Consider the following 20,453-nt stretch of genomic DNA (forward strand, 5'->3'; position numbering starts at 1 on the left):
AGCGCATTTGTCCTATGTGGCGGCCCGGGCGTGGCATGCTCGGGCGGTGCGCACGCACCGGTGCGCGGGGAAGATCGGAGGACTCGTGGTTCGTCGGTACTGGAGCTCGCTCGCACTGATCGTGATCGGCGCCGTCTGGGCGCTGGGCGGTGGGATCGCCGCGCTGACCGGCAAGGACGGACCGCAGTCCCCGATCCTGTTCGTCGTGCTGGGCGGCGTGGCCGTGCTGGTCGGCGTCGGGAGCGCCGTCGTCCGGTCCCGCACGCGCGACGAGGTGTGACGGCGGCGCGGGGCGGGAGCGTCGGTCCGTCCGGAGGCGAACGCGAGAGGCCCCGCACCAGCAGGTGCGGGGCCTCTCGACGTGTGGAGCGGATGACGGGAATCGAACCCGCGCTATCAGCTTGGGAAGCTGAAGTTCTACCATTGAACTACATCCGCGTGACGTGGAACCCTGCAGCTCGCGGGCCGTCTCCGGCCGGTGCGAGCCGGTGAGGAACCGGCGTGCGTCCACGATCATACCCACGTCGGGCCAGGATGCCAGCATCTTGTGCCCGAGCACTGCCTGAGGAGGCGTCTTGTCCGAGAACCCGTACCAGCAGCAGCCCACCGATCCTGCGGCTGGAGCGGACCCGTACGGCACGTCCGGTGGGGCGCCGCAGCAGCCCGCGTACGGGGCACCGACCGAACCGTACGCCCAGCAGCCGGCGTACGGCGAGCAGCCCGCGTACGGGGAGCACTCGGCCTACGGCACGGACCCTTACGCCCAGCAGCCCGGGTACGGGTACGGAGCCCCCCAGCAGGGCTATCAGCAGGGGTACCAGCAGCCGTACGGCGCGTACGGCGCCCAGCAGCCGGGCTACTACGAGGACCCGAACGCGAAGTCACGGCTCGCGGCCGGTCTGCTCGGCATCTTCCTGGGGTCGCTCGGCATCCACCGCTTCTACCTCGGGTACACCGGGATCGGCGTGGCGATGCTGCTGATCTCGGTCCTGTCGTTCGGCTTCCTGGCGCCGCTCGTCGGGATCTGGGGTCTCGTCGAGGGCATCCTCTACCTGACGTCCAAGAGCGGTCAGTACTCGGTCGACTCCACGGGCCGCCCGCTGCGCAGCTGACGTACCCCCGCGGTCCGATACTCCGCACCGGCGCCCCGCCGGTGCGGAGTACGGTTGCCCCGTGCTCCTCTCCGACCGCGACATCACTGCCGAGATCGACGCCCAGCGGGTCCGCCTGGACCCCTACGACCCTGCGATGCTCCAGCCGTCGAGCATCGACGTGCGGCTCGACAAGTTCTTCCGGTTGTTCGACAACCACAAGTACCCGTTCATCGACCCGTCGACGGACCAGCCGGACCTGACGCGCCTGGTCGAGGTCGAGCCGGGCGAGCCGTTCATCCTGCACCCGGGCGAGTTCGTCCTGGGCGCGACCTTCGAGCAGGTCTCCCTGCCCGACGACGTCGCGGCCCGTCTCGAGGGCAAGTCCAGCCTGGGCCGCCTCGGTCTCCTCACGCACTCGACGGCCGGGTTCATCGACCCGGGTTTCAGCGGTCACGTGACGCTCGAGCTGAGCAACGTCGCGACGCTCCCGATCACGTTGTGGCCGGGCATGAAGATCGGCCAGCTGTGCTTCTTCCGCCTGTCGTCGGCCTCGGAGCACCCGTACGGATCGTCGATCTATGGTTCTCGGTACCAGGGCCAGCGCGGGCCGACGGCCTCGCGTTCCTGGCAGAACTTCCACCGCACCGACGTGTGATCCCCAGCCGGCTCGACCGAGCCCGCCTGATCGGACGTCGTCACCGCAGAGAGGCCGAACCCACCGTGTCGCAACCGACCAGCCCGACCCTCCAGCCGTTCCCCGCGTCGTCGGCGCAGGCCCACCAGGCGCGGCACCTGCTCGCGCTGCCGGGGGACGTCGAGGTCGACGAGGTCGAGACCCTTGCCGTGTCCAGGTTCGCGGGCGCGCGGTGGGACGTGGCGCCGTCGGGCACGGACCCCCTGACGCCGGCGCCCCGCACGGCCAGGCCGGGCGAGCCGGGAGTCCTGCGCACCTCGCGGCACACGACGCTGACCGGACCGTACTCGCCGTGGTCGGCAGACGGGGTCAACCCCGGCCTGCCGCCGGGCACGGAGCAGGTGTTCGACGTCGTGTGTCCCCGCGACCGTGGTGACGCCCCGATCCCTGGTGGTGGAGACCGCGACGGTGTCGGGCGGGCCTTCGCGTCCGGGTTGCCGACGCGTGAGGAAGAGCGTGTGATCGCGTGGCTCGTCGAGGTCGCGCGCCGCCTCGGCGGGTCGATCCGGGTCGATGCCGGCAACCCGGTGTCCCCGGCGGTGGTCCTGACCCCGGACCCGGGCGTCGCCGTGAACATGTCGGTGTTCTCGGACGTGTGGCTCGACCCGCAGGCGGCGGTGGCCGTCGTGGGGGCCGTGCACCCCCGCGTGGTGCTCGCGACCGAGGGGAGCCCGTACCAGGGGCCGCCGCAGGGTATCGGGGAGATGCCGCTGTTCCGGGGCGAGAAGTTCGACCCCGAGCTGCGGCGGGCGCTGCACGCGCAGGCGGACGACATCGACATCGCGGCCCTGACGAGCGGCAAGATCCTCGACGGGTACGGGCTCGTGATCGACATGGGCGTCGACGGCCTCGTGGCCGTCGAGGTCGGTGGCGAGGAGCAGCTGCCGCTGCTGCTGCGCAACCTGCCGTGGGCGTCCCAGGGCGCGGTCGCGTACCGGGTGCGCTGGGAGCCGCGGGACCTCGTCGAGGCGCAGATGGAGGTGCCGTCGTTCGAGCTGAAGATCGCGCGCAAGCGTGCTGCCGAGCTTGTCGCGACCGTGACCCGGGCGCTCTACGCGGCCGTGGGCGGGGAGATCGCCGACGAGGCCGACTTCTTGGTGGACCCGCAGGACGTCTGAGGGTTGGTTGCGCTCTCATCCGTGCCCCGCATACCCTCGACCGGCCGGCAGGAATCGGGTGAACAGGGCGAGGTGGGCATGTCGGAGGGTGCAGTGCGCAGCAGCGCGGCCACGGCCCGCCGCCGCGGGAACCCGTTGGCGCTCGCGGTCCTCGCCCAGCTCGGCGACAAGCCCATGCACCCCTACGAGATCGCGCGCGTGCTTAAGGACGGCCGCAAGGACGAGTCCGTCCGGCTGAACTACGGCTCGCTCTACTCGGTCATCACGGCACTGGTGCGCGACGGGTTCATCGAGCCCGCGGGCACCGAGCAGGACGGGAACCGGCCCCAGCGGACCGTCTACCGGCTCACGGGGGCCGGGCGCGAGGAGGTCGACGACTGGATGCGCAGCCTGCTCGAGACCCCGGTCAAGGAGTTCCCGCAGTTCATGGCGGCGCTCAGCTTCATGCAGGTCCTCGCGCCCGACGACGCCGCCACCCTCCTGCGCACCCGTCTCGTGGCGCTGCGGGTCGCCGTCAGCCGGCTCGAGGACGACCTGGAACGCCGCGTCGAGGAGGTCCCGGCCCCCTTCACCGCCGAGACCGAGTACGAGCTCGCGCTGCTCCTCGCCGAGCTGCGGTACACCGAGGTCCTGGTCCGTCGCCTGGGGGACGGCACGCTGCGCGGCCTCGACGCCTGGGGGACGAGCGCGGTCGACGAGGCGGTCCCTGCCCTGTAGCCGGCCTCCGGTGGCTCGTGCCGGTCGGTGGCCGAACCGTGGCTCGCCGGTGCATTCCCGCTGAACCTGTGACATCTCCCACCGGTGCACGGGGCGTCGCGTGGTCTTGAGGGCCTCGTCGAACGGTAAAATACCTACCGGACCCGGTGTGTCTCCGGGCCGTCCTCCACCTGCGCGCCGTCGAGCAGGAACGGTCGGTCCGCGCGGCGCCGGCGGTCCGTGTTCTCGCCCACCCGCCCCCGACCAGGACGGAGCGGACGTGCTCTATCTGCTCGTTGCGCATCTGGCAATGGCACTCGGCGCGCCCGCACTCGTGTCGGTGCTGGGCCGCAAGGCGTTCTTGGTGATGGCCCTCGCGCCCGCCTCCGCCGCTGTCTACGCCCTCAGCTGGACCACGCGCGTCATGGACGGCGTGCACCCCACCGAGGTCACCCAGTGGGTGCCCGGCCTGGGGCTCGAGCTCGCCTTCCGCATGGACACCCTGTCGTGGCTCATGCTGCTGCTCGTCGGTGGCGTGGGCGCGCTGGTCCTCGTGTACTGCTCGGCCTACTTCTCTCCCACCGCCTCGGGACTCGGCCGCTTCGGGGCCGTGCTCACCGCGTTCGCGGGAGCCATGGTCGGCCTCGTCACGTCCGACGACATGCTGCTCCTGTTCATCTTCTGGGAGCTCACGACCGTCTTCTCCTACCTGCTGATCGGTCACTACGCGGACCGGAAGGCGAGCCGGCGCGCCGCGATGCAGGCCATCGTCGTGACCACGGCCGGTGGTCTGGCGATGCTCGTGGGCGTCGTGATCCTGGGGGTCCAGGGAGGGACGTTCCGCCTCTCGGAGATCATCGCGGACCCGCCGACGGGGGGCGCCGTGACCGCGGCGATCGTCTGTCTCCTGGCCGGTGCGGCGAGCAAGGCCGCGCTCATCCCGCTGCACTTCTGGCTCCCCGCGGCCATGGCCGCGCCCACCCCGGTCAGCGCCTACCTGCACGCCGCGGCCATGGTCAAGGCCGGTGTCTACCTCGTCGCGCGCTTCGCCCCCGCGTACTCCGACACCACGGTCTGGCGCACGATCGTCATCGTCCTGGGCGTCGGCACGCTGCTCCTGGGTGGCTACCGGGCGCTGCGCCAGCACGACCTCAAGCTCGTCCTGGCGTTCGGCACCGTGAGCCAGCTCGGCCTGATCGTCCTGCTCGTGGGCCTCGGGACGCGGTCCGCCGCGCTCGCGGGCCTCGCGATGATCGGCGCGCACGCCATGTTCAAGGCGTCGCTCTTCCTCGTGGTCGGCGTGGTCGACGCCGCGACGGGTACCCGCGACCTGCGCCGGTTGACGGGCGTCGGGCGCGCGCTGCCCCTGACCGCGCTCGCCGGCGGGCTCGCGACCGCGTCCATGATCGGCCTGCCCCCGCTCGCGGGGTACGTCGCGAAGGAGGCCGCGCTCGAGTCGCTCCTGCACGGCGAGGGGCCGGCCTGGGTGAACACGGTCGTGCTGATCGGCGTGGTCGTGGGCTCGATGTTCACGGTCGCGTACGGGGTGCGGTTCTTCTGGGGAGCGTTCGCGACCAAGCGGCACGTCGCCGCGGCGGTGGCTCGTGCCAACGAGCACGTCCGGGTCGACGCCGTCACCAAGGACGCGGCGGCGCAGGGCTCGCCCACGCCGCCGGCGGCCGCCACGCAGCGCGGCCCGGGACTCGCGCCCGACGACGCCCCGATCGACCCCGCGCGCATCCACCGGCAGCCGGCGCTCCTCGTGTGGCCGGCCCTGGTGCTGGCCCTCCTCGGACTCGCGACGGCCCTGGTGCCGCACTTCGGCGAGGACCTGCTCGCGCCCTACGCCGACACGTACCCGGTCGGCGAGCCGGGCCACCTGGTCCTCTGGGCGGGCTTCACCCCTGCCCTGGGGCTCACGGTCCTGATCCTCGGGGTCGGTGCCGTGCTGTTCTGGCAGCGCAACGCGGTCGAGCGGTTCCAGGCGTCCCTGTGGACGGGCCCCGAGGCCGACCGCACGTACCGGCGGATCATGCGCCGCCTCGACGACTTCGCGGCCGACGTCACCGCGGTCACCCAGCGTGGCTCGCTGCCGTTCTACCTCGGCGCGATCCTCGTCGTCCTGGTCGCCGGGCCCGGTCTGCTGATGTTCATCGGCGGGCAGTGGCCCGAGCAGGTCAAGCCCTGGGACCGCCCGGCGCAGGTCGCCGCGGTGGCCGCCATCTGCGTCGCGTCGATCCTCGCCGCCCGGTCCCGTCGCCGCCTCAAGGCCGTGATCCTCGTCGGGATCGCCGGGTACGGCAACGCGATGCTGTTCCTGCTCCACGGTGCGCCGGACCTCGCGCTGACCCAGGTCCTGGTCGAGACCATCACGCTCGTCGTCATGGTGCTCGTGCTGCGCCGCCTGCCTCCCTACTTCTCCAACCGCCCGCTCGTCGCGTCGCGGTGGGTACGCCTGGGGCTGGGCGTCGCGGTGGGCGTCGTCATGATGGGCTTCGCCCTGACGGTGCCGCTCGCACGCGTCGCGAGCCCCATCTCGCTCGACTTCCCGGCCGAGGCCTTCATCCACGGCTACGGCAAGAACATCGTCAACGTGACGCTCGTGGACATCCGTGCGTGGGACACCATGGGCGAGATCTCGGTGCTGCTGGTCGCGGCGACCGGCGTCGCGTCGCTCGTGTTCCTGCGCACCCGCAGCGGCGAGATCCTGCGCGAGCGCAACGCGACGTCGTCGGGGGGCGCCACCCCTGGCATCTGGGCCAACGAGGAGGACCCAGGGGCCGCGCTGCGCCGTCGCGGGGTCGACCAGGCCACCGAGGCGGGCAAGCAGCCGCGCATGCTCGTGTGGCTCAGCGCCGGGCGGACGCTCGCCCCGCAGCGACGGTCGGTCATCTTCGAGGTCGTCACGCGCGTGCTCTTCCACTCGATGATCGTGTTCGCGATCTTCCTGCTGTTCTCGGGGCACAACGCACCCGGTGGCGGGTTCGCGGCCGGGCTCGTCGTCGGGATCGCGCTCATCGTGCGATACCTCGCCGGCGGGCGGTACGAGCTCGGCGAGGCCGCGCCGGTCCACCCGGGCCTGCTGCTCGGCACCGGGCTGTTCCTGTCCGTCGGGGTCGGGCTGATCGGCCTGTTCATGGGCAAGAGCGTCCTGCTGAGCACCGCGATCGACATCAGCCTGCCGCTCATCGGGACCGTCCACCTGGTCACGTCCCTGTTCTTCGACGTCGGGGTGTTCCTCGTCGTCGTGGGCCTGGTGCTCGACATCCTGCGCACCCTCGGCGCAGAGATCGACCGGCAGGCCGAAGCCTCCGCCCGGGAGGACGCAGGACCCATGGAAGCGATGGAACCGGACCAGATCGGAGGGGGGCGACGATGAGCCTGACGAACCACCTGCTCGCGCCGCTCCTGCTGCCCGCCGCGGACGTCGACCCCGCCGACGTGGCGCGGACCACCGACAGCATCGACATGACCCCGAGCCTGATCCTCGTGCTCGCGATCGGCGTGCTGTTCGCGACCGGTATCTACCTGCTCCTCGAGCGCAGCCTGACCCGCGTGCTGATCGGGTTCATCCTCATCGGCAACGGCGCGAACCTCATGTTCCTCGTCGCCGGTGGGCGTGCCGGGGGCGCACCCCTCATCGGGACGACGCCCCCTGACCAGATGAGCGACCCGCTCGTCCAGGCGATGGTGCTGACGGCCATCGTCATCACCCTGGGCCTCACGGCCTTCGTGCTCGCCATGGCCTACCGGTCGTGGCAGCTGCACGGTCACGACGAGGTGCAGGACGACCTCGAGGACCGCCGGGTCGCGCGCCACGCTGCGCGCAACGCCCCGGCCTTCGAGGACTCCGACACCGAGGAGAGCGGAGAGACCCTGGACGACGAGGCCTCGCAGGTGTTCGACGAGACCGACGGCGACGGGGACGGGGAGACCGACTCCCGCGGCGAGCGTCCGAGCGAGAAGGACGCCCCGGCGTCGGGCAGGCCCGGCACCGGAGGAGGTGAGGGCCGATGAACCTCACCTACGGCTTCGCGACCCTCGTCCCGCTGCCCGTGGTCCTGCCGCTGTTCGCGGCGGGCCTCGCGCTCGCGCTCTGGCGCCACCCGCGCGCCCAGCACATCATCTCCGTCGCCGCGCTGTCCCTGGTGCTGGCGGCCTCCATCGGTCTGCTCGTCGGGGCGGACAACGGCCCCATCGTGGTCGACGTCGGGGAGTGGGCCGCCCCTGTCGGCATCGACCTGGTCGCCGACCGGCTCTCGGCGCTCATGCTCACGGTGTCGAGCTTCGTGCTGCTGTGCGTCCTGCTCTACTCGCTGGGGCAGGGCGTCGCGGACGGGCACGACAAAGCACCCGTCTCGATCTACCACCCGACCTACCTGGTCCTTGCCGCGGGGGTCGCGAACGCGTTCCTCTCGGGCGACCTGTTCAACCTCTACGTGGGCTTCGAGATCCTGCTCGCGGCGTCGTACGTCCTGCTGACCCTGGGCGGGACGGGCGAACGCATCCGCGCAGGGTCGATCTACGTGGTCGTCGCACTCCTGTCGTCCGTGATCTTCCTCGTCGCGATCGCGCTCACCTACGCCGCGACGGGCACGGTCAACCTGGCCCAGCTCGCCGAGCGCCTGCCCGACGTGGACCCCGGGGTCCGCATGACGCTCCAGCTCCTGCTGCTGCTCGCGTTCGGGATCAAGGCGGCGATCTTCCCGCTCTCGGCCTGGCTCCCGGACTCGTACCCGACGGCGCCCGCGCCCGTCACGGCCGTGTTCGCGGGGTTGCTGACCAAGGTCGGCGTCTACGCGATCATCCGCACCCAGACGCTGCTGTTCCCGGACAACCGGCTCGACACGGTCCTCATGTGGCTCGCGCTGCTGACCATGGTCATCGGCATCCTGGGTGCCGTGGCGCAGAACGACATCAAACGTCTGCTGTCGTTCACGCTCGTCAGCCACATCGGGTACATGATCTTCGGCATCTCGATGGCGTCGGAGGCCGGGATGGCGGCGTCGATCTTCTACGTCGTGCACCACATCACCGTCCAGACCACGCTGTTCCTCGTGGTCGGGCTCATCGAGCGGCGAGGCGGCTCCACGTCCCTGGACAAGCTGGGCGGTCTCGCGAAGATCGCCCCGGGGCTCGCGATCCTGTTCTTCATCCCCGCGATGAACCTCGCGGGCATCCCGCCGCTGTCGGGCTTCCTCGGCAAGGTCGGGCTGCTCCAGGAGGGCGTCGCCCAGGGCACGCCGCTCACGTGGGCGCTCGTCGTGGGCAGCGTCGTGACGTCGCTGCTGACGCTCTACGCGATCGTGAAGGCGTGGAACAAGGCGTTCTGGCAGACGGCCCCGGTCGAGCTGCCGTCGACCGGCACGCCGCGAGGCATGGTCGGGCCGACGACGGCGCTCGTCGCCTTCGGCCTGGCCCTCACGTTCGCCGCCGGGCCGCTGTACTCGTACGCCGAGAGGGCCGCCGGGAACCTCATGCAGCCCTCGACCTACGTCGACGCGGTCTTCCCCGACGACTCCGGTCGCGGGCAAGGGGTCTCGAGCGACCTCGTCGAGGAGGAGCAGGGAGGTGAGGGGTCATGAGCCTGCACCGTCGTAGAGGCCCGCTCGCGGGCGGCTGGTTCGGGCGCCTCACCGCGCAGTGGCGCACCGTCGTCTGGCTGACCGTCGTGTGGGTCATGCTGTGGGGCGAGCTGTCGTGGGGCAACGTCCTCGCGGGGATCCTCCTCGCGAGCCTGCTCATCACGTTCATGCCGCTGCCGTCCATCGCGACGAGCGGCACCGTGCGCCCCTGGCCCCTGCTCGTGCTCGTCGCCCGGTTCGTCGCCGACCTCGTGGTCGCGTCCTTCCAGGTGAGCATGCAGGCGTTCAAGCTACGCCACACCCCGCACGGGGCCGTGGTCGGCGTGCGCCTGCGCAACCCCTCGGACATCTACATGACCATCACGTCCGAGCTCAGCTCGCTCGTGCCCGGCTCGCTCGTCATCGAGGCGCACCGCCTCACGGGGATGCTGTACCTGCACGTGCTCGACCTCGACGCCGCAGGCGGCGCGGACAAGGTCCGTCAGGACACGCTCGACCTCGAGGCCCGCGTGCTGCGCGCGTTCGCGTCCAACGACGAGCTCAAGGCCGCCGGGCTGTACCACCACCCGGGCGAGACTCCCGAGCCCGCGGGCGCGACGGCGTCGGGCGGGACCACCGGGGCACCCGGGGCACCCGGGGCCGACGGCGCCGCTCGCCGGACCGAACGTCGTACCGACCGAGGGGAGGGGCAGCGATGATCGTCGTCGTCCTCGTCTGCGCCGTGCTCCTCGCCTCGGCCGCGACGCTCGCCGTCGTCCGGGCCGAGAAGGGCCCGTCGATGCTCGACCGCACCATCGCGCTCGACGTCTTCACGACGACGCTCGTCGGCACCATCGCGCTCGAGGCCGCCTGGTCCCGGCGCACCGAGACCATCCCGATCCTCGTCGTCCTCTCGCTCGTGGGCTTCGTCGGGTCCGTGACCATCGCGCGGTTCGCGTCCGTCGAGCCCGAGGGCGAAGGGCGCATCAAGACCCGCGAGGAGATCGCCGCCGAGGAGGCCGAACGCCTCGCGGCCGAAGAGGGCGAGCAGGACAAGGCCGCTGACCCCGAGCACGGCGCGGAGCACGAGCCCGACGCGCTGCACGAGGTCGAGGAGGCCGCGGCCCCCGAGGTCGGCGGCTCGACCGGACCCGAGGAGGCACGCTCATGAGCTGGACCCTGGTGGCCGACGTCGTCGCCGCGATCTTCCTGCTGTGCGGGGCGTTCCTCGCGTTCGCCGCCGGTGTGGGCGTCGTGCGGTTCCCGGACCTGCTCGCGCGCATGCACGCCGCGACCAAGCCGCAGGTGCTGGGACTGATCCTCGTGCTGATCGCGCTCGGGCTGCGGCTGCGGAGCTGGTCGGCCGTGGGCATGCTCGTGCTCGTCGTGATCTTCCAGCTCATGACGTCGCCCGTCGCCGCGCACATGGTGGGCCGTGCGGGCTACCGGACCGGGAAGGTCCGCCCCGACCTGCTCGTGCTCGACGACCTCACGGCGGACCAGGAGGCGGCGGACCGCGAGAAGGACGTCGCGGACCGCGAGAAGGACGTCGCGGACCGCGAGAAGGCGGACGGCAAGGGGCCCGCCGAGGGTGACGCCGGAACCCGCCGAGGGTGACGGCCGCGCCCGCCGAGGGCGATGCGTCCCCGCGCGTGGCGACGGGTCCGGTGATAGACCCGCTACATGACCTCGTCGCCCCGTGCGCAGCCCCCCACGCGGCCTGTGGCCGACAGCCCGCGCGTCGTGAAGACCGAGGAGCACGCCGAGAGCGCGCTCACGGTGATCGTCGCGTTCGGCGCGAACCTCCTCATCGCGGTCGCGAAGTCGGCCGCCGCGGTGCTCACCGGCTCGGCCTCCATGGTCGCCGAGGCCGTGCACTCGTGGGCCGACACGGGCAACGAGGTGTTCCTGCTGCTCGCGAACAAGCGGTCGCGCAAGCCCGCTGACCACGACCACCCGCTGGGGTTCGGGCGCGAGGCGTACGTGTGGTCGATGTTCGCGGCGCTCGGGCTGTTCGCGGTGGGGGCGGGTGTCTCGATCACGCACGGCATCCAGGAGCTCGTCCACCCCGAGCCCGCGGACGACTTCGGGATCGCGTACGCGGTGCTCGGCGTCGCGTTCGTCCTCGAGGGGGTCTCGTTCCTCCAGGCGAACCGGCAGGCCCGCAAGGAGGCGAAGAAGGCCGAGCGCGACCTGCTCCAGCACGTCCTGGTCACGTCCGACCCGACGCTGCGGGCCGTGTTCGCCGAGGACGCCGCAGCGCTCATGGGCCTCGTGGTGGCCTTCGTCGGCATCTTCCTGCACCAGGTCACGGGGTCGCCCGTGCCCGACGCGATCGGCTCGATCGTCGTCGGCCTGATCCTCGGTGTCATCTCGTGGATCCTCATCGATCGCAACCGGCGCTTCCTCGTGGGCGAGCCCGCGGGGGTCGGGACACGTGACGCGGTGCTCCGCGAGCTGCTCGCCGACCCCGAGGTCGACCGGGTCACGTACCTGCGCCTCGAGTTCGTCGGGCCGCGGTCGCTGTACCTGGTCGCGAGCGTCGACCTCGTGGGGGACGACGACGAGCACGTGGTCGCCGAGCGCATCGACGCGCTCGAGCGCCGGGCGACCGCGGCGCCCGTGATCGCGGGGGCCGTGATCTCGGTGTCCCCGGCGAGCGAGCCGTCCCTGGTGCCGTCGGTGTCGTCGGCCCCAGCGGTCCCGTAGGGCGATGCGCGTCGCTCTACGGCGCCGGGCCGGTCAGCCCGGCAGCCGCTCGTCGAGCCACGCGAAGACCTCGTCGAGGAACGCCGTCCGGGCCGGCTCGGGGGACAGCACGAGGTCGTGCGCGCCGCCCTCGATCGCGACGAGCGTCACGTCGTCGCCCAGCCCGGGCGCTCGGTCCTTGATGTGCTGGACGTCGAGCACGCTGTCGGTCGTGACGACCTCGGGGTGCCAGCCCTTGTTCGGCCCGGACCGTGTCGAGGTCAGGACGAGCACGGGGCACTGGACGTGCAGACCGCGAGCGATCTGCGCGTGCCCGCGCCGGATCGCGCGCGCCCAGCCTGCCCGCGCGGGGAAGCCCTCGTGCGGCTTCCAGCCGAGCTCGTAGGTCCACTCGCCGCCGGTCCCGGTGTGCAGGGCCTGCCCGTAGGCGTCGTCGAGCGAGCCCACCACGAGCCGCGGGGCGAAGCGCCCGACGACGTCGATCACCCGGGTGGAGATCACACGGTCGAACCAGGACGAGTTGAGGTCGAACCACGGGCTGTTGAGGACGAGCGCAGCCACCTTGCCGGGGCGGGCGTTGGCCCACAGGCTCGTGACGAGGCCGCCCGTCGAGTGTCCGACGACCACGAGCTCGTCGTGCCCCTCGGCCCGGATCACGGCGGCTGCCGCGTCGAGGTCCTGGGCGTAGAGGCTCAGGTCGTCGACCATGTTGGGGTCCTTGCCGGCCTCGGTCCAGTGCGCGAGCGACCGGCCGTACCCGCGCAGGTCGACCGCGTAGAACGCGTAGCCGTGCTCCTCGAAGGCGTCGCCCAGGTGGGTCTGGAAGAAGTAGTCGACGAACCCGTGGACGTACAGCACGGCCCGGCGGCGTCGTGCGCCCTCCGGGCTCGTCGCCTTGCGGACGAGCGTGGCCGTGTCGCCACCGGGGAGGTCGAGCGTGCGGGCGACCCAGTCGGGTCCGAGGACGTCCTGCTGCCAGCCGTGCGTCATGGTGCTGCCCTTCGCGCGCGGACTCGGGCGGTGCCGCGGTGCCGCCATTGTCCACTGCGGGGGCGGGCCTGTCAGAGCGAGCGTGATCCCTGGGTGTCGCTCGCCCTGACCGGACGTGCCGTGGCTCAGGCGGGCGGGGCGAGGCCTGTCGGGGGCGACGGCGGGACCGGGGGAGCCGGGGGTGCTGCGGGCGGGGCGGGGCGCACGTCCTCCCGAAGGCGGGTCGACTCGTCCATCTCCGAGTCGTCCACCTGCTCGGTCCCGGGGTCGGTGACCTGCGCGGTCCACGTCTGGGCGGGCGCGACGGGGGCGCCGGACGAGGCGGCCGGAGCGGGCGGGGCGGGCGGAGCGCTCGGCGGGCCGTACGGGTGCGCGGCGCCCTGGGGCGGTGCCGGTGGCTGCGCGGGGTACGCCTGGTACGCCTGGTACGGCGGCTGCCCGCTCGGGACCACGTGGGGCTGGGCGGGCGGGACGGCGTGGCCCGGGTACCCGTTCGGCGCGGGCTGGCCGGGGTACCCGGCCGGCGCCTGCCCCGGGTAGCCGTCGACCGGTGCGCCGTACCCGTAGGGCTGCGGCGCGGGCACCTTCTTGGGGCGCAGCAGGAGCCACGCGACGACGCCGATCACGACGAGACCGACCAGGACGACGGCGAGGACGAGGAGGAGCAGGATGCTCATCGCGGGCCACCGTCCGGCGCCGTGGTGCGGTCGGTATGGTCCGGTGCGATGGTGGCAGGAGGTTCGAGCCGTCGTGTCTTCACGCCCCACAGCATCCCGTGGATCGACGTCGGTGAGAAGGGGGTGCCACCCGTTGGTACCCGGACCTGACGCCGCATGGCTGACATGACGGACAGAGTTGAGTGGAATAGGCTCAAGTCAGGCCCTGTTGTTCCAGGTAGACCCAGACCCTGAAGTATCCGGAGACCCCATGGACACCAAGTTCACCACCATGTCCCAGCAGGCCATCGGCGAGGCCATCCAGACCGCCTCGGCCGCCGGCAACCCCCAGCTCGAACCCGCCCACCTCCTCGCCGCGCTCCTCACGCAGGAGGGGGGAGTCGCCGTCGGGCTGCTCGACGCCGTGGGCGCGAACGCCCAGGCGATCGGCCAGAAGGTGCGCGCGGCCCTCGTCGCGCTGCCCACCGCGAGCGGCTCGGCCGTCGCCCAGCCCACCGCGTCGCGCAGCACGTCCGCCGCGCTCGACCTGGCCTCGAAGGAGGCCCAGGGCATGGGGGACGAGTACGTCTCGACCGAGCACCTGCTCATCGGGATCGCCGCGGGCTCCTCGCCCGCCGCGCAGATCCTCGGCGACGCCGGGGCGAGCGCCGACGCGCTGCGCTCCGCGCTGCCCGCGGTCCGTGGCTCGGGCCGCGTGACGAGCCCCAACCCCGAGGGGACCTACAAGGCGCTCGAGCAGTACGGCCAGGACCTCACCGCGGCCGCGGCCGAGGGCAAGCTCGACCCCGTGATCGGGCGCGACTCGGAGATCCGCCGCGTCGTGCAGGTCCTCTCGCGCCGCACCAAGAACAACCCCGTCCTGATCGGTGAGCCCGGCGTCGGCAAGACGGCCGTCGTCGAGGGGTTGGCCCAGCGCATCGTCGCGGGCGACGTCCCCGACTCGCTCAAGGGCAAGAAGCTCATCTCGCTCGACCTCGCGGCCATGGTCGCGGGCGCCAAGTACCGCGGCGAGTTCGAGGAGCGCCTCAAGGCCGTCCTGGAGGAGATCAAGTCCTCAGACGGCGAGGTCGTGACGTTCATCGACGAGCTCCACACGGTCGTCGGTGCGGGTGCGGGCGGCGAGGGCGCCATGGACGCGGGCAACATGCTCAAGCCCATGCTCGCCCGCGGCGAGCTGCGCCTGGTCGGTGCGACGACCCTCGACGAGTACCGCGAGCACATCGAGAAGGACCCCGCCCTCGAGCGCCGTTTCCAGCAGGTCTTCGTGGGCGAGCCCTCGGTCGAGGACACGGTCGCGATCCTGCGCGGACTCAAGGAGCGCTACGAGGCGCACCACAAGGTGACGATCGCCGACTCGGCGCTCGTGGCCGCCGCCGCGCTGTCCGACCGCTACATCACGGGCCGCCAGCTCCCCGACAAGGCGATCGACCTGGTCGACGAGGCCGCGTCGCGCCTGCGCATGGAGCTCGACTCCTCGCCCATCGAGATCGACGAGCTCCAGCGTGCCGTCACGCGCCTGGAGATGGAGGAGGTCGTGCTCTCGGAGTCCGACGACCCCGCCTCGCGCGAGCGCCTCGAGAAGCTGCGCGCCGACCTCGCGGACCGTCGCGAGGAGCTGTCCGCGCTGACCGCGCGCTGGGACGCCGAGAAGGCGGGCCACAACCGCGTCGGCGACCTGCGCGCCAAGCTCGACGAGCTGCGCGTCCAGGTCGAGCGGGCCATCCGCGAGGGTGACCTCGAGACCGCGGGCCGCATCCAGTACGGCGAGATCCCGCAGCTCCAGGAGCAGCTCCAGGCCGCCGAGCAGGAGGAGGCGTCGATCGACAGCGACGAGTCCGCCACCGCGCCGCAGGCGCCCATGATCGCCGACAAGGTCGGCGCGGACGAGATCGCCGAGGTCGTCTCCGCGTGGACCGGCATCCCCGCGGGCCGCATGCTCCAGGGCGAGTCCGAGAAGCTCCTCCACATGGAGGACGTGATCGGCAAGCGACTGATCGGCCAGAAGGCAGCGGTCGCGGCGGTCTCGGACGCCGTACGGCGTTCTCGTGCGGGCGTCGCCGACCCCGACCGCCCCACGGGCTCGTTCCTGTTCCTCGGCCCCACGGGCGTCGGCAAGACCGAGCTCGCGAAGGCGCTCGCGGACTTCCTGTTCGACGACGAGCGCGCCATGGTGCGCATCGACATGTCGGAGTACAGCGAGAAGCACAGCGTCGCACGCCTGGTCGGTGCCCCTCCGGGGTACGTCGGCTACGAGGAGGGCGGCCAGCTCACCGAGGCCGTGCGGCGCAGGCCGTACTCGGTCGTGCTGCTCGACGAGGTCGAGAAGGCGCACCCCGAGGTGTTCGACATCCTGCTGCAGGTGCTCGACGACGGCCGGTTGACCGACGGCCAGGGCCGCACGGTCGACTTCCGCAACGTCATCCTGGTGCTGACGTCGAACCTGGGCTCGCAGTTCCTCGTGGACCCCATGCTCGACGACGCGGCCAAGCGCGAGGCCGTCATGTCGGCGGTCCGGTCGAACTTCAAGCCGGAGTTCATCAACCGGCTCGACGACGTCGTGATCTTCGACCCGCTGAACCTCGACGAGCTGGGGCGGATCGTGGACATCGCGGTCGACCGGCTCGGCGAGCGCCTCGCGGACCGTCGCCTCACGCTCGAGGTCACCCCGGCCGCGCGCGAGTGGCTCGCGCTCGAGGGCTTCGACCCGGCGTACGGTGCGCGCCCGCTGCGCCGCCTGGTGCAGCGCGAGATCGGCGACCGCCTGGCGCGCAAGCTCCTGGCGGGCGAGGTCGCGGACGGCGACACGATCGTCGTCGACCGGTCGGTCACCGAGGGCGAGGGGCTGGAGCTGACCGTCCAGCGCTGACGCCGTCCGCGGGGTGGCGCGCCGTCGGGCTGGAGCTCCTCCTGCCCGACGGCGCCGCTCACCTCGCGGTGGAGGGCCCGGTCCCGGAAGGGGCCGGGCCTTCGTGCGTCCCGGCGACGGGTGAGGTGTTCGTGCCATCGGCTCCGGGGCAGCGCGCCCCGCGAGATCGGGCCGGTTGTCGCTTCGCTCGACATAAGGCGACAACGGGCCCGATCTCGGGCGGGGCGCACAGACGCCCGGTCCTACCGGGCGCCTGGTTTTCACCCGCGGTGTCGGGGCATACTGGGCAATCAGCCCACATTCCACCGACGGAAGGTCGCTCGTGCCGCCGGAGTCCCCGTTGCCCGACCGCCTTCCTCAGACCCGCGCCGCGCGCCGCCTCGCCGAGCAGGCCGCCGCCTCGCCGTCGCGGGCGCAGCGTCGCCGGCGGCGCGCCGAGGCCGTCCGGCACGCCCGCTCGACCGGTACCACCGGCTCCACCGGCAGGGCGCGCGGACCTCGTGGTCTGCCGCAGGTGGCGGTCGTGACCCTCGGCCTCGTGGGCGGGCTGCTCGTGGTCCCGGCGACGCAGGAGCTCGGCGGCGAGGGACCTGGCCTCGAACCGATCGGTGCCCGCTGGGACGCCGCGCTCGGCCGGGGGGACGACCGCGCCAGCCGCAGCGCGGACGGGCGCGAGCCGCTGCTCGCCCAGGCGGGCAGCAGCGGAACCGCCGGGACCGCCGGGAACGCCGCGCAGCAGCCCGGCGCCGCCGCCGAGCAGCCCACCGCCGCGGCCCCGGCGCCGGAGCCTTCCGCCGACGAGGCCCCGGTCCCGGCACCCCCGCCCGCCCCGGAGGCCCCCGCGGCACCGCCCCAGCAGGGCGCGACCGGGCCCGAGGTCCAGCAGGTCCAGGAGCGTCTCCAGGCACACGGGGCCACGGTGCCCGCCGACGGCGTGTTCGGGCCCGGGACCGACCGCGCGCTGCGCACGTTCCAGGACGCGAACGGCCTCGAGCCCGACGGGGTCGCCGGCCCCGCGACCCGGGCCGCGCTGCTCGCCGACCCGACCACGACGCCAGGTGCCACCGGGAGCGCGGGGGGAGCGACGTCGTCGGGCGGGGGAGACACCGCGGGCGACACGGCCGCCGCCCTCGCGCTCGTCAACACGCACCGCGCCGCCGCGGGCTGCCCCGCGCTGCGCGCCGACGACCGGCTCGGGCGCGCCGCGACCCTGCACGCGCAGGACATGGTCGCGCAGGGGTACTTCAGCCACACGAGCCTCGACGGTCGGACGTTCGGCGACCGCGTCACGGCCCAGGGCTACGCACGACCGGGCGGCGAGAACATCGCCGCCGGGCAGAAGACCGCCCAGGCCGTGGTCGACGCATGGATGGCGTCCGAGGGGCACCGTGCGAACATCCTCAACTGCGACTTCACGACCATGGGGCTGGGGCGCGCGGGCAACACCTGGGTGCAGGTCTTCGGGTACTGAGCGCCCGGAGTGCCCGAGTCGTCCCCTTGTCGGGCGAGCGGGCGCGGCGCACGACATACTCAGGTGTGAACCCGTCCCAGGAACAAGCGCCCGAGACCGCCGCCCAGCAACGCCTCGACCACGCGCCGCTCCGCTCGGCCGTGATCGTCAACCCGAATCGCGTCGAAGGCCTCGACGAGCTCCGCAGCACCATCGAGACCCAGCTCGCCGACGCCGGCTGGCCCACCCCCGCCTGGCTCGAGACGACCGCGGAGGACCCCGGCACGGGCCAGGCCCGCCAGGCCGTGGAGGACGGTGCCGAGGTCGTGTTCGTGAGCGGCGGCGACGGTACCGTGCGTGCCTGCATCGAAGGGCTCGTCGGGACCGACGCCGCCCTCGCGGTCCTCCCCGGAGGCACCGGGAACCTCCTCGCAGGCAACCTCGGCATCCCGCCCCGTCCCGAGGACGGCATCCGCCTCGCGCTCGACCGCGGCCGTCGGGCCGTGGACATCGGCGAGGTCGACGGGCAGGCCTTCGCCGTCATGGCCGGCATGGGCCTCGACGCCGCGATGATGGAGGACGCCCCGACCGCGCTCAAGGCCAAGGCCGGGGTGCTCGCGTACGTCGTCTCCGCGTTCAAGCACCTCGCCGACGACGAGATGAAGGTCGAGGTGCGCGTCGACGACAGGCCGGTGCTGCGCCGTCGGGCGCGGACCGTGGTCGTCGGGAACGTCGGCAAGCTCCAGGCGGGCGTCAACCTGCTGCCCGACGCCGAGCCCGACAACGGCCAGATGGACGTCGCGATCATCGCGCCCCGCAACCTCGGCCACTGGGTACAGCTCCTCGTCGGCGTGCTGCGCGGCAAGGGGCGCGTCCCCAACATGGAGGTGCTGCGCGGATCGCGGATCTCCGTGATCTCCGACCGGCCCCAGCCGCGCCAGCTCGACGGCGACGTGATCGAGCCCGCGAAGAAGCTCGAGGTCACCGTCCGCGCCGGGGCGCTGTGGGTGTGCGTGTACCAGCCCGACACGTCGGACGACATCGCGGAGGGGGCGCCGGCCGAGGGCTGATCCCCTCCCCGAGCGGTAGGGCGCGTCAGGGCGCGACGACGGCAGGACAGGTGTGGGCTGAGTGGAGGCCGGACGGCACGGCGGGCACGGGGAGACGCGCTCCCCGGGACGTGCTGAGGCGGGTGGAACGACGGTGTACGACGAGTCATGGGCGTTCACCCCGCCGAGCCCGGCACGGTGTGGTGCCGAGCCCGACGACCTGGGCGCGTCTACGTGGTTACCAGGTCGTACGTCCAGTTCAGATAGTGAGAAGTCCTGACGAATCCCTTGTGGGATGGTGCCGGGTCCTGCCAGCCTGGCTCCGCAGGGGCTTCTCAAGGGGGGGAGGCCTGCAGAGGGGGAACGCAATGAAGCGAAAGATCATGGCCGTCCTGACAGCCACTGTGGTGACGTTCGGAGGCGCCGTCGTGGCTGGGGCTCCGGCGCAAGCGGCGTCGTGCTCCGCGTACCTTCACCCGGGTGAGAACACGCCCGGGTACGCGCTGGTGACGAACTACACCTGCGGGGGTGCGAAGGCTGGAATGACCTACCAGAACCCCGCCACCGGCACCAAGGTCACGACGTGGCCGGCACTGTGGGCGGGTCCGGGCCAGAACTCCAAGACCGGCACTGTGAACTCGTCCTGGGTGACCAACCGGCTCGTTGCATTTGCCTGATTCACCAGTAGTAGCTGAGTTGGCGTAGAGGCGGCCGACGCGCCCAGGGGTGCGTCGGCCGCTCCAGGTGTGGATGGAGTGGTGATCTGAGTGCAGCGAATGTGTTGGACAGGGGCAGCGATAGCGACGGTCCTGATGCTGGGGGCGTGCTCTACTGACGGCACGTCCGAGGGCCCTGAGGCTTCTCCGTGGGAGCCTGATGTTCGTGCGCTCGCGGAATCCACGTCTATCGATCTGGTGCGCCACATCGCCCAGGACGGAACGCTCGAGGAGCACGAGTACCGGGAGGTCCAGGACGCGTTCATCGCCTGCATGGGTGACCGTGGGCTTGCGGTCGAGACCTGGGTTGACGAGTTCGGTGTGGAGTCATATCAGACCGAAGGGGAATACACCGAGGAGCTCAAGTCCGTCCAGGACGAATGTGAGATCAGTGTGGGTCTCCGGGAGGTCGTGCCGCTCTACACGGTGATCACGACAAACCCGAACAGGGTGGACTTCAACGAGCTCATCGCGCAGTGTCTCCGCGAGTTCAAAGTCGTTGACGAGACGTACACCGGTGAACAGTACGCACAAGACCTCAAGGACCAGAACCTGCCGGGCACGGGTTCGCCAGAGTCGTCGCTATGCCTCACCGATCCCCTGCAGGCGATGGAAAACCGAGAGTGATCCGTGGGCGGCGACGCCCACGGGGCAGCGGGCCGGAGGCGCAGGCGGGCGTGAACCTGCAGCGGGCGCCTTGGAGAGCTTCAGAAACCAGACGGTCAGAGACTCAACGCAGATGAGGGTGTTGGGCTGGTTGGCTGAGTCGGGTCGGGGAGGGGACGAGGTCCCCCAGGATGCGGGTTCTCACACTGCCCGTCCGGAAGACC

At 72.0% G+C, this 20,453-nt stretch carries 19 protein-coding genes and 1 tRNA gene; 17 read left to right on the top strand and 3 right to left on the bottom strand.

What is annotated here, in order from left to right; all coding sequences use genetic code 11:
* Positions 1-46: 46 nt before the first annotated feature.
* On the top strand, positions 47-280 hold the full coding sequence (locus JOD48_RS02630; RefSeq protein ID WP_204807203.1) for a hypothetical protein: 234 nt from the start codon (positions 47-49) through the stop codon (positions 278-280).
* A gap of 84 nt (positions 281-364) precedes the next feature.
* On the opposite strand, the gene JOD48_RS02635 is transcribed toward JOD48_RS02630, so the two are convergent.
* Positions 365-438, bottom strand: a tRNA-Gly gene (locus JOD48_RS02635).
* Positions 439-575: 137 nt separating this feature from the next.
* On the opposite strand from JOD48_RS02635, the gene JOD48_RS19395 reads away from it, so the two are divergent.
* From JOD48_RS19395 to JOD48_RS02690, 11 genes are all read left to right on the top strand, one after another.
* Positions 576-1,112, top strand: a complete 537-nt coding sequence (locus JOD48_RS19395) for a TM2 domain-containing protein (protein ID WP_239527314.1) — start codon at positions 576-578, stop codon at positions 1,110-1,112.
* A gap of 61 nt (positions 1,113-1,173) precedes the next feature.
* Entirely contained in the window at positions 1,174-1,749 is a 576-nt protein-coding gene (gene dcd / locus JOD48_RS02645; RefSeq protein WP_030151112.1) for a dCTP deaminase, read from the top strand.
* Positions 1,750-1,814: 65 nt separating this feature from the next.
* Positions 1,815-2,906: a hypothetical protein gene (locus JOD48_RS02650; protein WP_191789810.1), complete on the top strand. Its 1,092-nt coding sequence runs from the start codon at positions 1,815-1,817 to the stop codon at positions 2,904-2,906.
* A gap of 78 nt (positions 2,907-2,984) precedes the next feature.
* Positions 2,985-3,623 (top strand): PadR family transcriptional regulator, encoded by a 639-nt coding sequence (locus JOD48_RS02655; RefSeq protein ID WP_204807204.1) that lies wholly within the window; start codon positions 2,985-2,987, stop codon positions 3,621-3,623.
* 259 nt (positions 3,624-3,882) lie between these two features.
* On the top strand, positions 3,883-6,981 hold the full coding sequence (locus JOD48_RS02660; protein ID WP_204807206.1) for a Na+/H+ antiporter subunit A: 3,099 nt from the start codon (positions 3,883-3,885) through the stop codon (positions 6,979-6,981).
* An 89-nt stretch (positions 6,982-7,070) separates the two neighbouring features.
* Positions 7,071-7,619, top strand: a complete 549-nt coding sequence (locus JOD48_RS02665; RefSeq protein WP_204810279.1) for a Na(+)/H(+) antiporter subunit C — start codon at positions 7,071-7,073, stop codon at positions 7,617-7,619.
* Positions 7,616-9,187, top strand: a complete 1,572-nt coding sequence (locus JOD48_RS02670; protein WP_138826491.1) for a Na+/H+ antiporter subunit D — start codon at positions 7,616-7,618, stop codon at positions 9,185-9,187. The genes JOD48_RS02665 and JOD48_RS02670 overlap by 4 nt, the downstream gene beginning before the upstream one ends.
* On the top strand, positions 9,184-9,885 hold the full coding sequence (locus tag JOD48_RS02675) for a Na+/H+ antiporter subunit E (RefSeq protein ID WP_191789807.1): 702 nt from the start codon (positions 9,184-9,186) through the stop codon (positions 9,883-9,885). Before JOD48_RS02670 ends, JOD48_RS02675 begins: the two co-directional genes overlap by 4 nt.
* Complete coding sequence (locus JOD48_RS02680) at positions 9,882-10,337, top strand: MrpF/PhaF family protein (RefSeq protein ID WP_191789806.1); 456 nt, start codon at positions 9,882-9,884, stop codon at positions 10,335-10,337. Before JOD48_RS02675 ends, JOD48_RS02680 begins: the two co-directional genes overlap by 4 nt.
* Positions 10,334-10,783, top strand: coding sequence for a monovalent cation/H(+) antiporter subunit G (mnhG, locus tag JOD48_RS02685; RefSeq protein ID WP_204807208.1), 450 nt, complete (start codon positions 10,334-10,336; stop codon positions 10,781-10,783). The genes JOD48_RS02680 and mnhG overlap by 4 nt, the downstream gene beginning before the upstream one ends.
* Positions 10,784-10,849: 66 nt before the next feature.
* Complete coding sequence (locus JOD48_RS02690) at positions 10,850-11,875, top strand: cation diffusion facilitator family transporter (RefSeq protein ID WP_191789804.1); 1,026 nt, start codon at positions 10,850-10,852, stop codon at positions 11,873-11,875.
* 33 nt (positions 11,876-11,908) lie between these two features.
* Here the strand turns inward: JOD48_RS02690 and JOD48_RS02695 are convergent, their stop codons facing one another.
* Both JOD48_RS02695 and JOD48_RS02700 read right to left on the bottom strand, forming a co-directional pair.
* Positions 11,909-12,865, bottom strand: a complete 957-nt coding sequence (locus tag JOD48_RS02695) for an alpha/beta hydrolase (RefSeq protein WP_204807210.1) — start codon at positions 12,863-12,865, stop codon at positions 11,909-11,911.
* 125 nt (positions 12,866-12,990) lie between these two features.
* The gene (locus JOD48_RS02700; protein WP_204807212.1) at positions 12,991-13,542 is read right to left on the bottom strand and encodes a hypothetical protein; all 552 of its coding nucleotides are present in this window, start codon (positions 13,540-13,542) and stop codon (positions 12,991-12,993) included.
* A 250-nt stretch (positions 13,543-13,792) separates the two neighbouring features.
* Between JOD48_RS02700 and clpB the strand changes: the two genes are divergently transcribed.
* The 5 genes from clpB (at position 13,793) to JOD48_RS02725 (ending at position 20,250) form a co-directional block, all read left to right on the top strand.
* Positions 13,793-16,408 carry an ATP-dependent chaperone ClpB gene (clpB, locus tag JOD48_RS02705; protein ID WP_204807214.1) on the top strand — a complete coding sequence of 872 codons (2,616 nt, stop codon included), beginning with the start codon at positions 13,793-13,795 and terminating at the stop codon, positions 16,406-16,408.
* 322 nt (positions 16,409-16,730) lie between these two features.
* Positions 16,731-17,879 carry a CAP domain-containing protein gene (locus tag JOD48_RS02710; protein ID WP_204807216.1) on the top strand — a complete coding sequence of 383 codons (1,149 nt, stop codon included), beginning with the start codon at positions 16,731-16,733 and terminating at the stop codon, positions 17,877-17,879.
* A 65-nt stretch (positions 17,880-17,944) separates the two neighbouring features.
* Positions 17,945-18,928: a diacylglycerol/lipid kinase family protein gene (locus JOD48_RS02715; RefSeq protein WP_307823934.1), complete on the top strand. Its 984-nt coding sequence runs from the start codon at positions 17,945-17,947 to the stop codon at positions 18,926-18,928.
* 347 nt (positions 18,929-19,275) lie between these two features.
* Positions 19,276-19,584 carry a hypothetical protein gene (locus tag JOD48_RS02720; protein ID WP_204807220.1) on the top strand — a complete coding sequence of 103 codons (309 nt, stop codon included), beginning with the start codon at positions 19,276-19,278 and terminating at the stop codon, positions 19,582-19,584.
* Positions 19,585-19,821: 237 nt separating this feature from the next.
* The gene (locus JOD48_RS02725; protein WP_191789799.1) at positions 19,822-20,250 is read left to right on the top strand and encodes a hypothetical protein; all 429 of its coding nucleotides are present in this window, start codon (positions 19,822-19,824) and stop codon (positions 20,248-20,250) included.
* Positions 20,251-20,453 lie beyond the last annotated feature (203 nt).

It is taken from the genome of Oerskovia paurometabola, assembly GCF_016907365.1.
GTDB lineage: Bacteria > Actinomycetota > Actinomycetes > Actinomycetales > Cellulomonadaceae > Oerskovia > Oerskovia paurometabola.

Bases quoted from the DNA above. Each gene is read 5' to 3' on its own strand.
- JOD48_RS02695 (WP_204807210.1), bottom strand. From the start codon at position 12,865: ATGACGCACGGCTGGCAGCAGGACGTCCTCGGACCCGACTGGGTCGCC.
- JOD48_RS02655 (WP_204807204.1), top strand. From the start codon at position 2,985: ATGTCGGAGGGTGCAGTGCGCAGCAGCGCGGCCACGGCCCGCCGCCGC.
- JOD48_RS02690 (WP_191789804.1), top strand. From the start codon at position 10,850: ATGACCTCGTCGCCCCGTGCGCAGCCCCCCACGCGGCCTGTGGCCGAC.
- JOD48_RS02720 (WP_204807220.1), top strand. From the start codon at position 19,276: ATGAAGCGAAAGATCATGGCCGTCCTGACAGCCACTGTGGTGACGTTC.
- JOD48_RS02700 (WP_204807212.1), bottom strand. From the start codon at position 13,542: ATGAGCATCCTGCTCCTCCTCGTCCTCGCCGTCGTCCTGGTCGGTCTC.
- JOD48_RS02675 (WP_191789807.1), top strand. From the start codon at position 9,184: ATGAGCCTGCACCGTCGTAGAGGCCCGCTCGCGGGCGGCTGGTTCGGG.
- JOD48_RS02665 (WP_204810279.1), top strand. From the start codon at position 7,071: ATGACCCCGAGCCTGATCCTCGTGCTCGCGATCGGCGTGCTGTTCGCG.
- JOD48_RS02680 (WP_191789806.1), top strand. From the start codon at position 9,882: ATGATCGTCGTCGTCCTCGTCTGCGCCGTGCTCCTCGCCTCGGCCGCG.
- mnhG (WP_204807208.1), top strand. From the start codon at position 10,334: ATGAGCTGGACCCTGGTGGCCGACGTCGTCGCCGCGATCTTCCTGCTG.
- JOD48_RS02670 (WP_138826491.1), top strand. From the start codon at position 7,616: ATGAACCTCACCTACGGCTTCGCGACCCTCGTCCCGCTGCCCGTGGTC.
- clpB (WP_204807214.1), top strand. From the start codon at position 13,793: ATGGACACCAAGTTCACCACCATGTCCCAGCAGGCCATCGGCGAGGCC.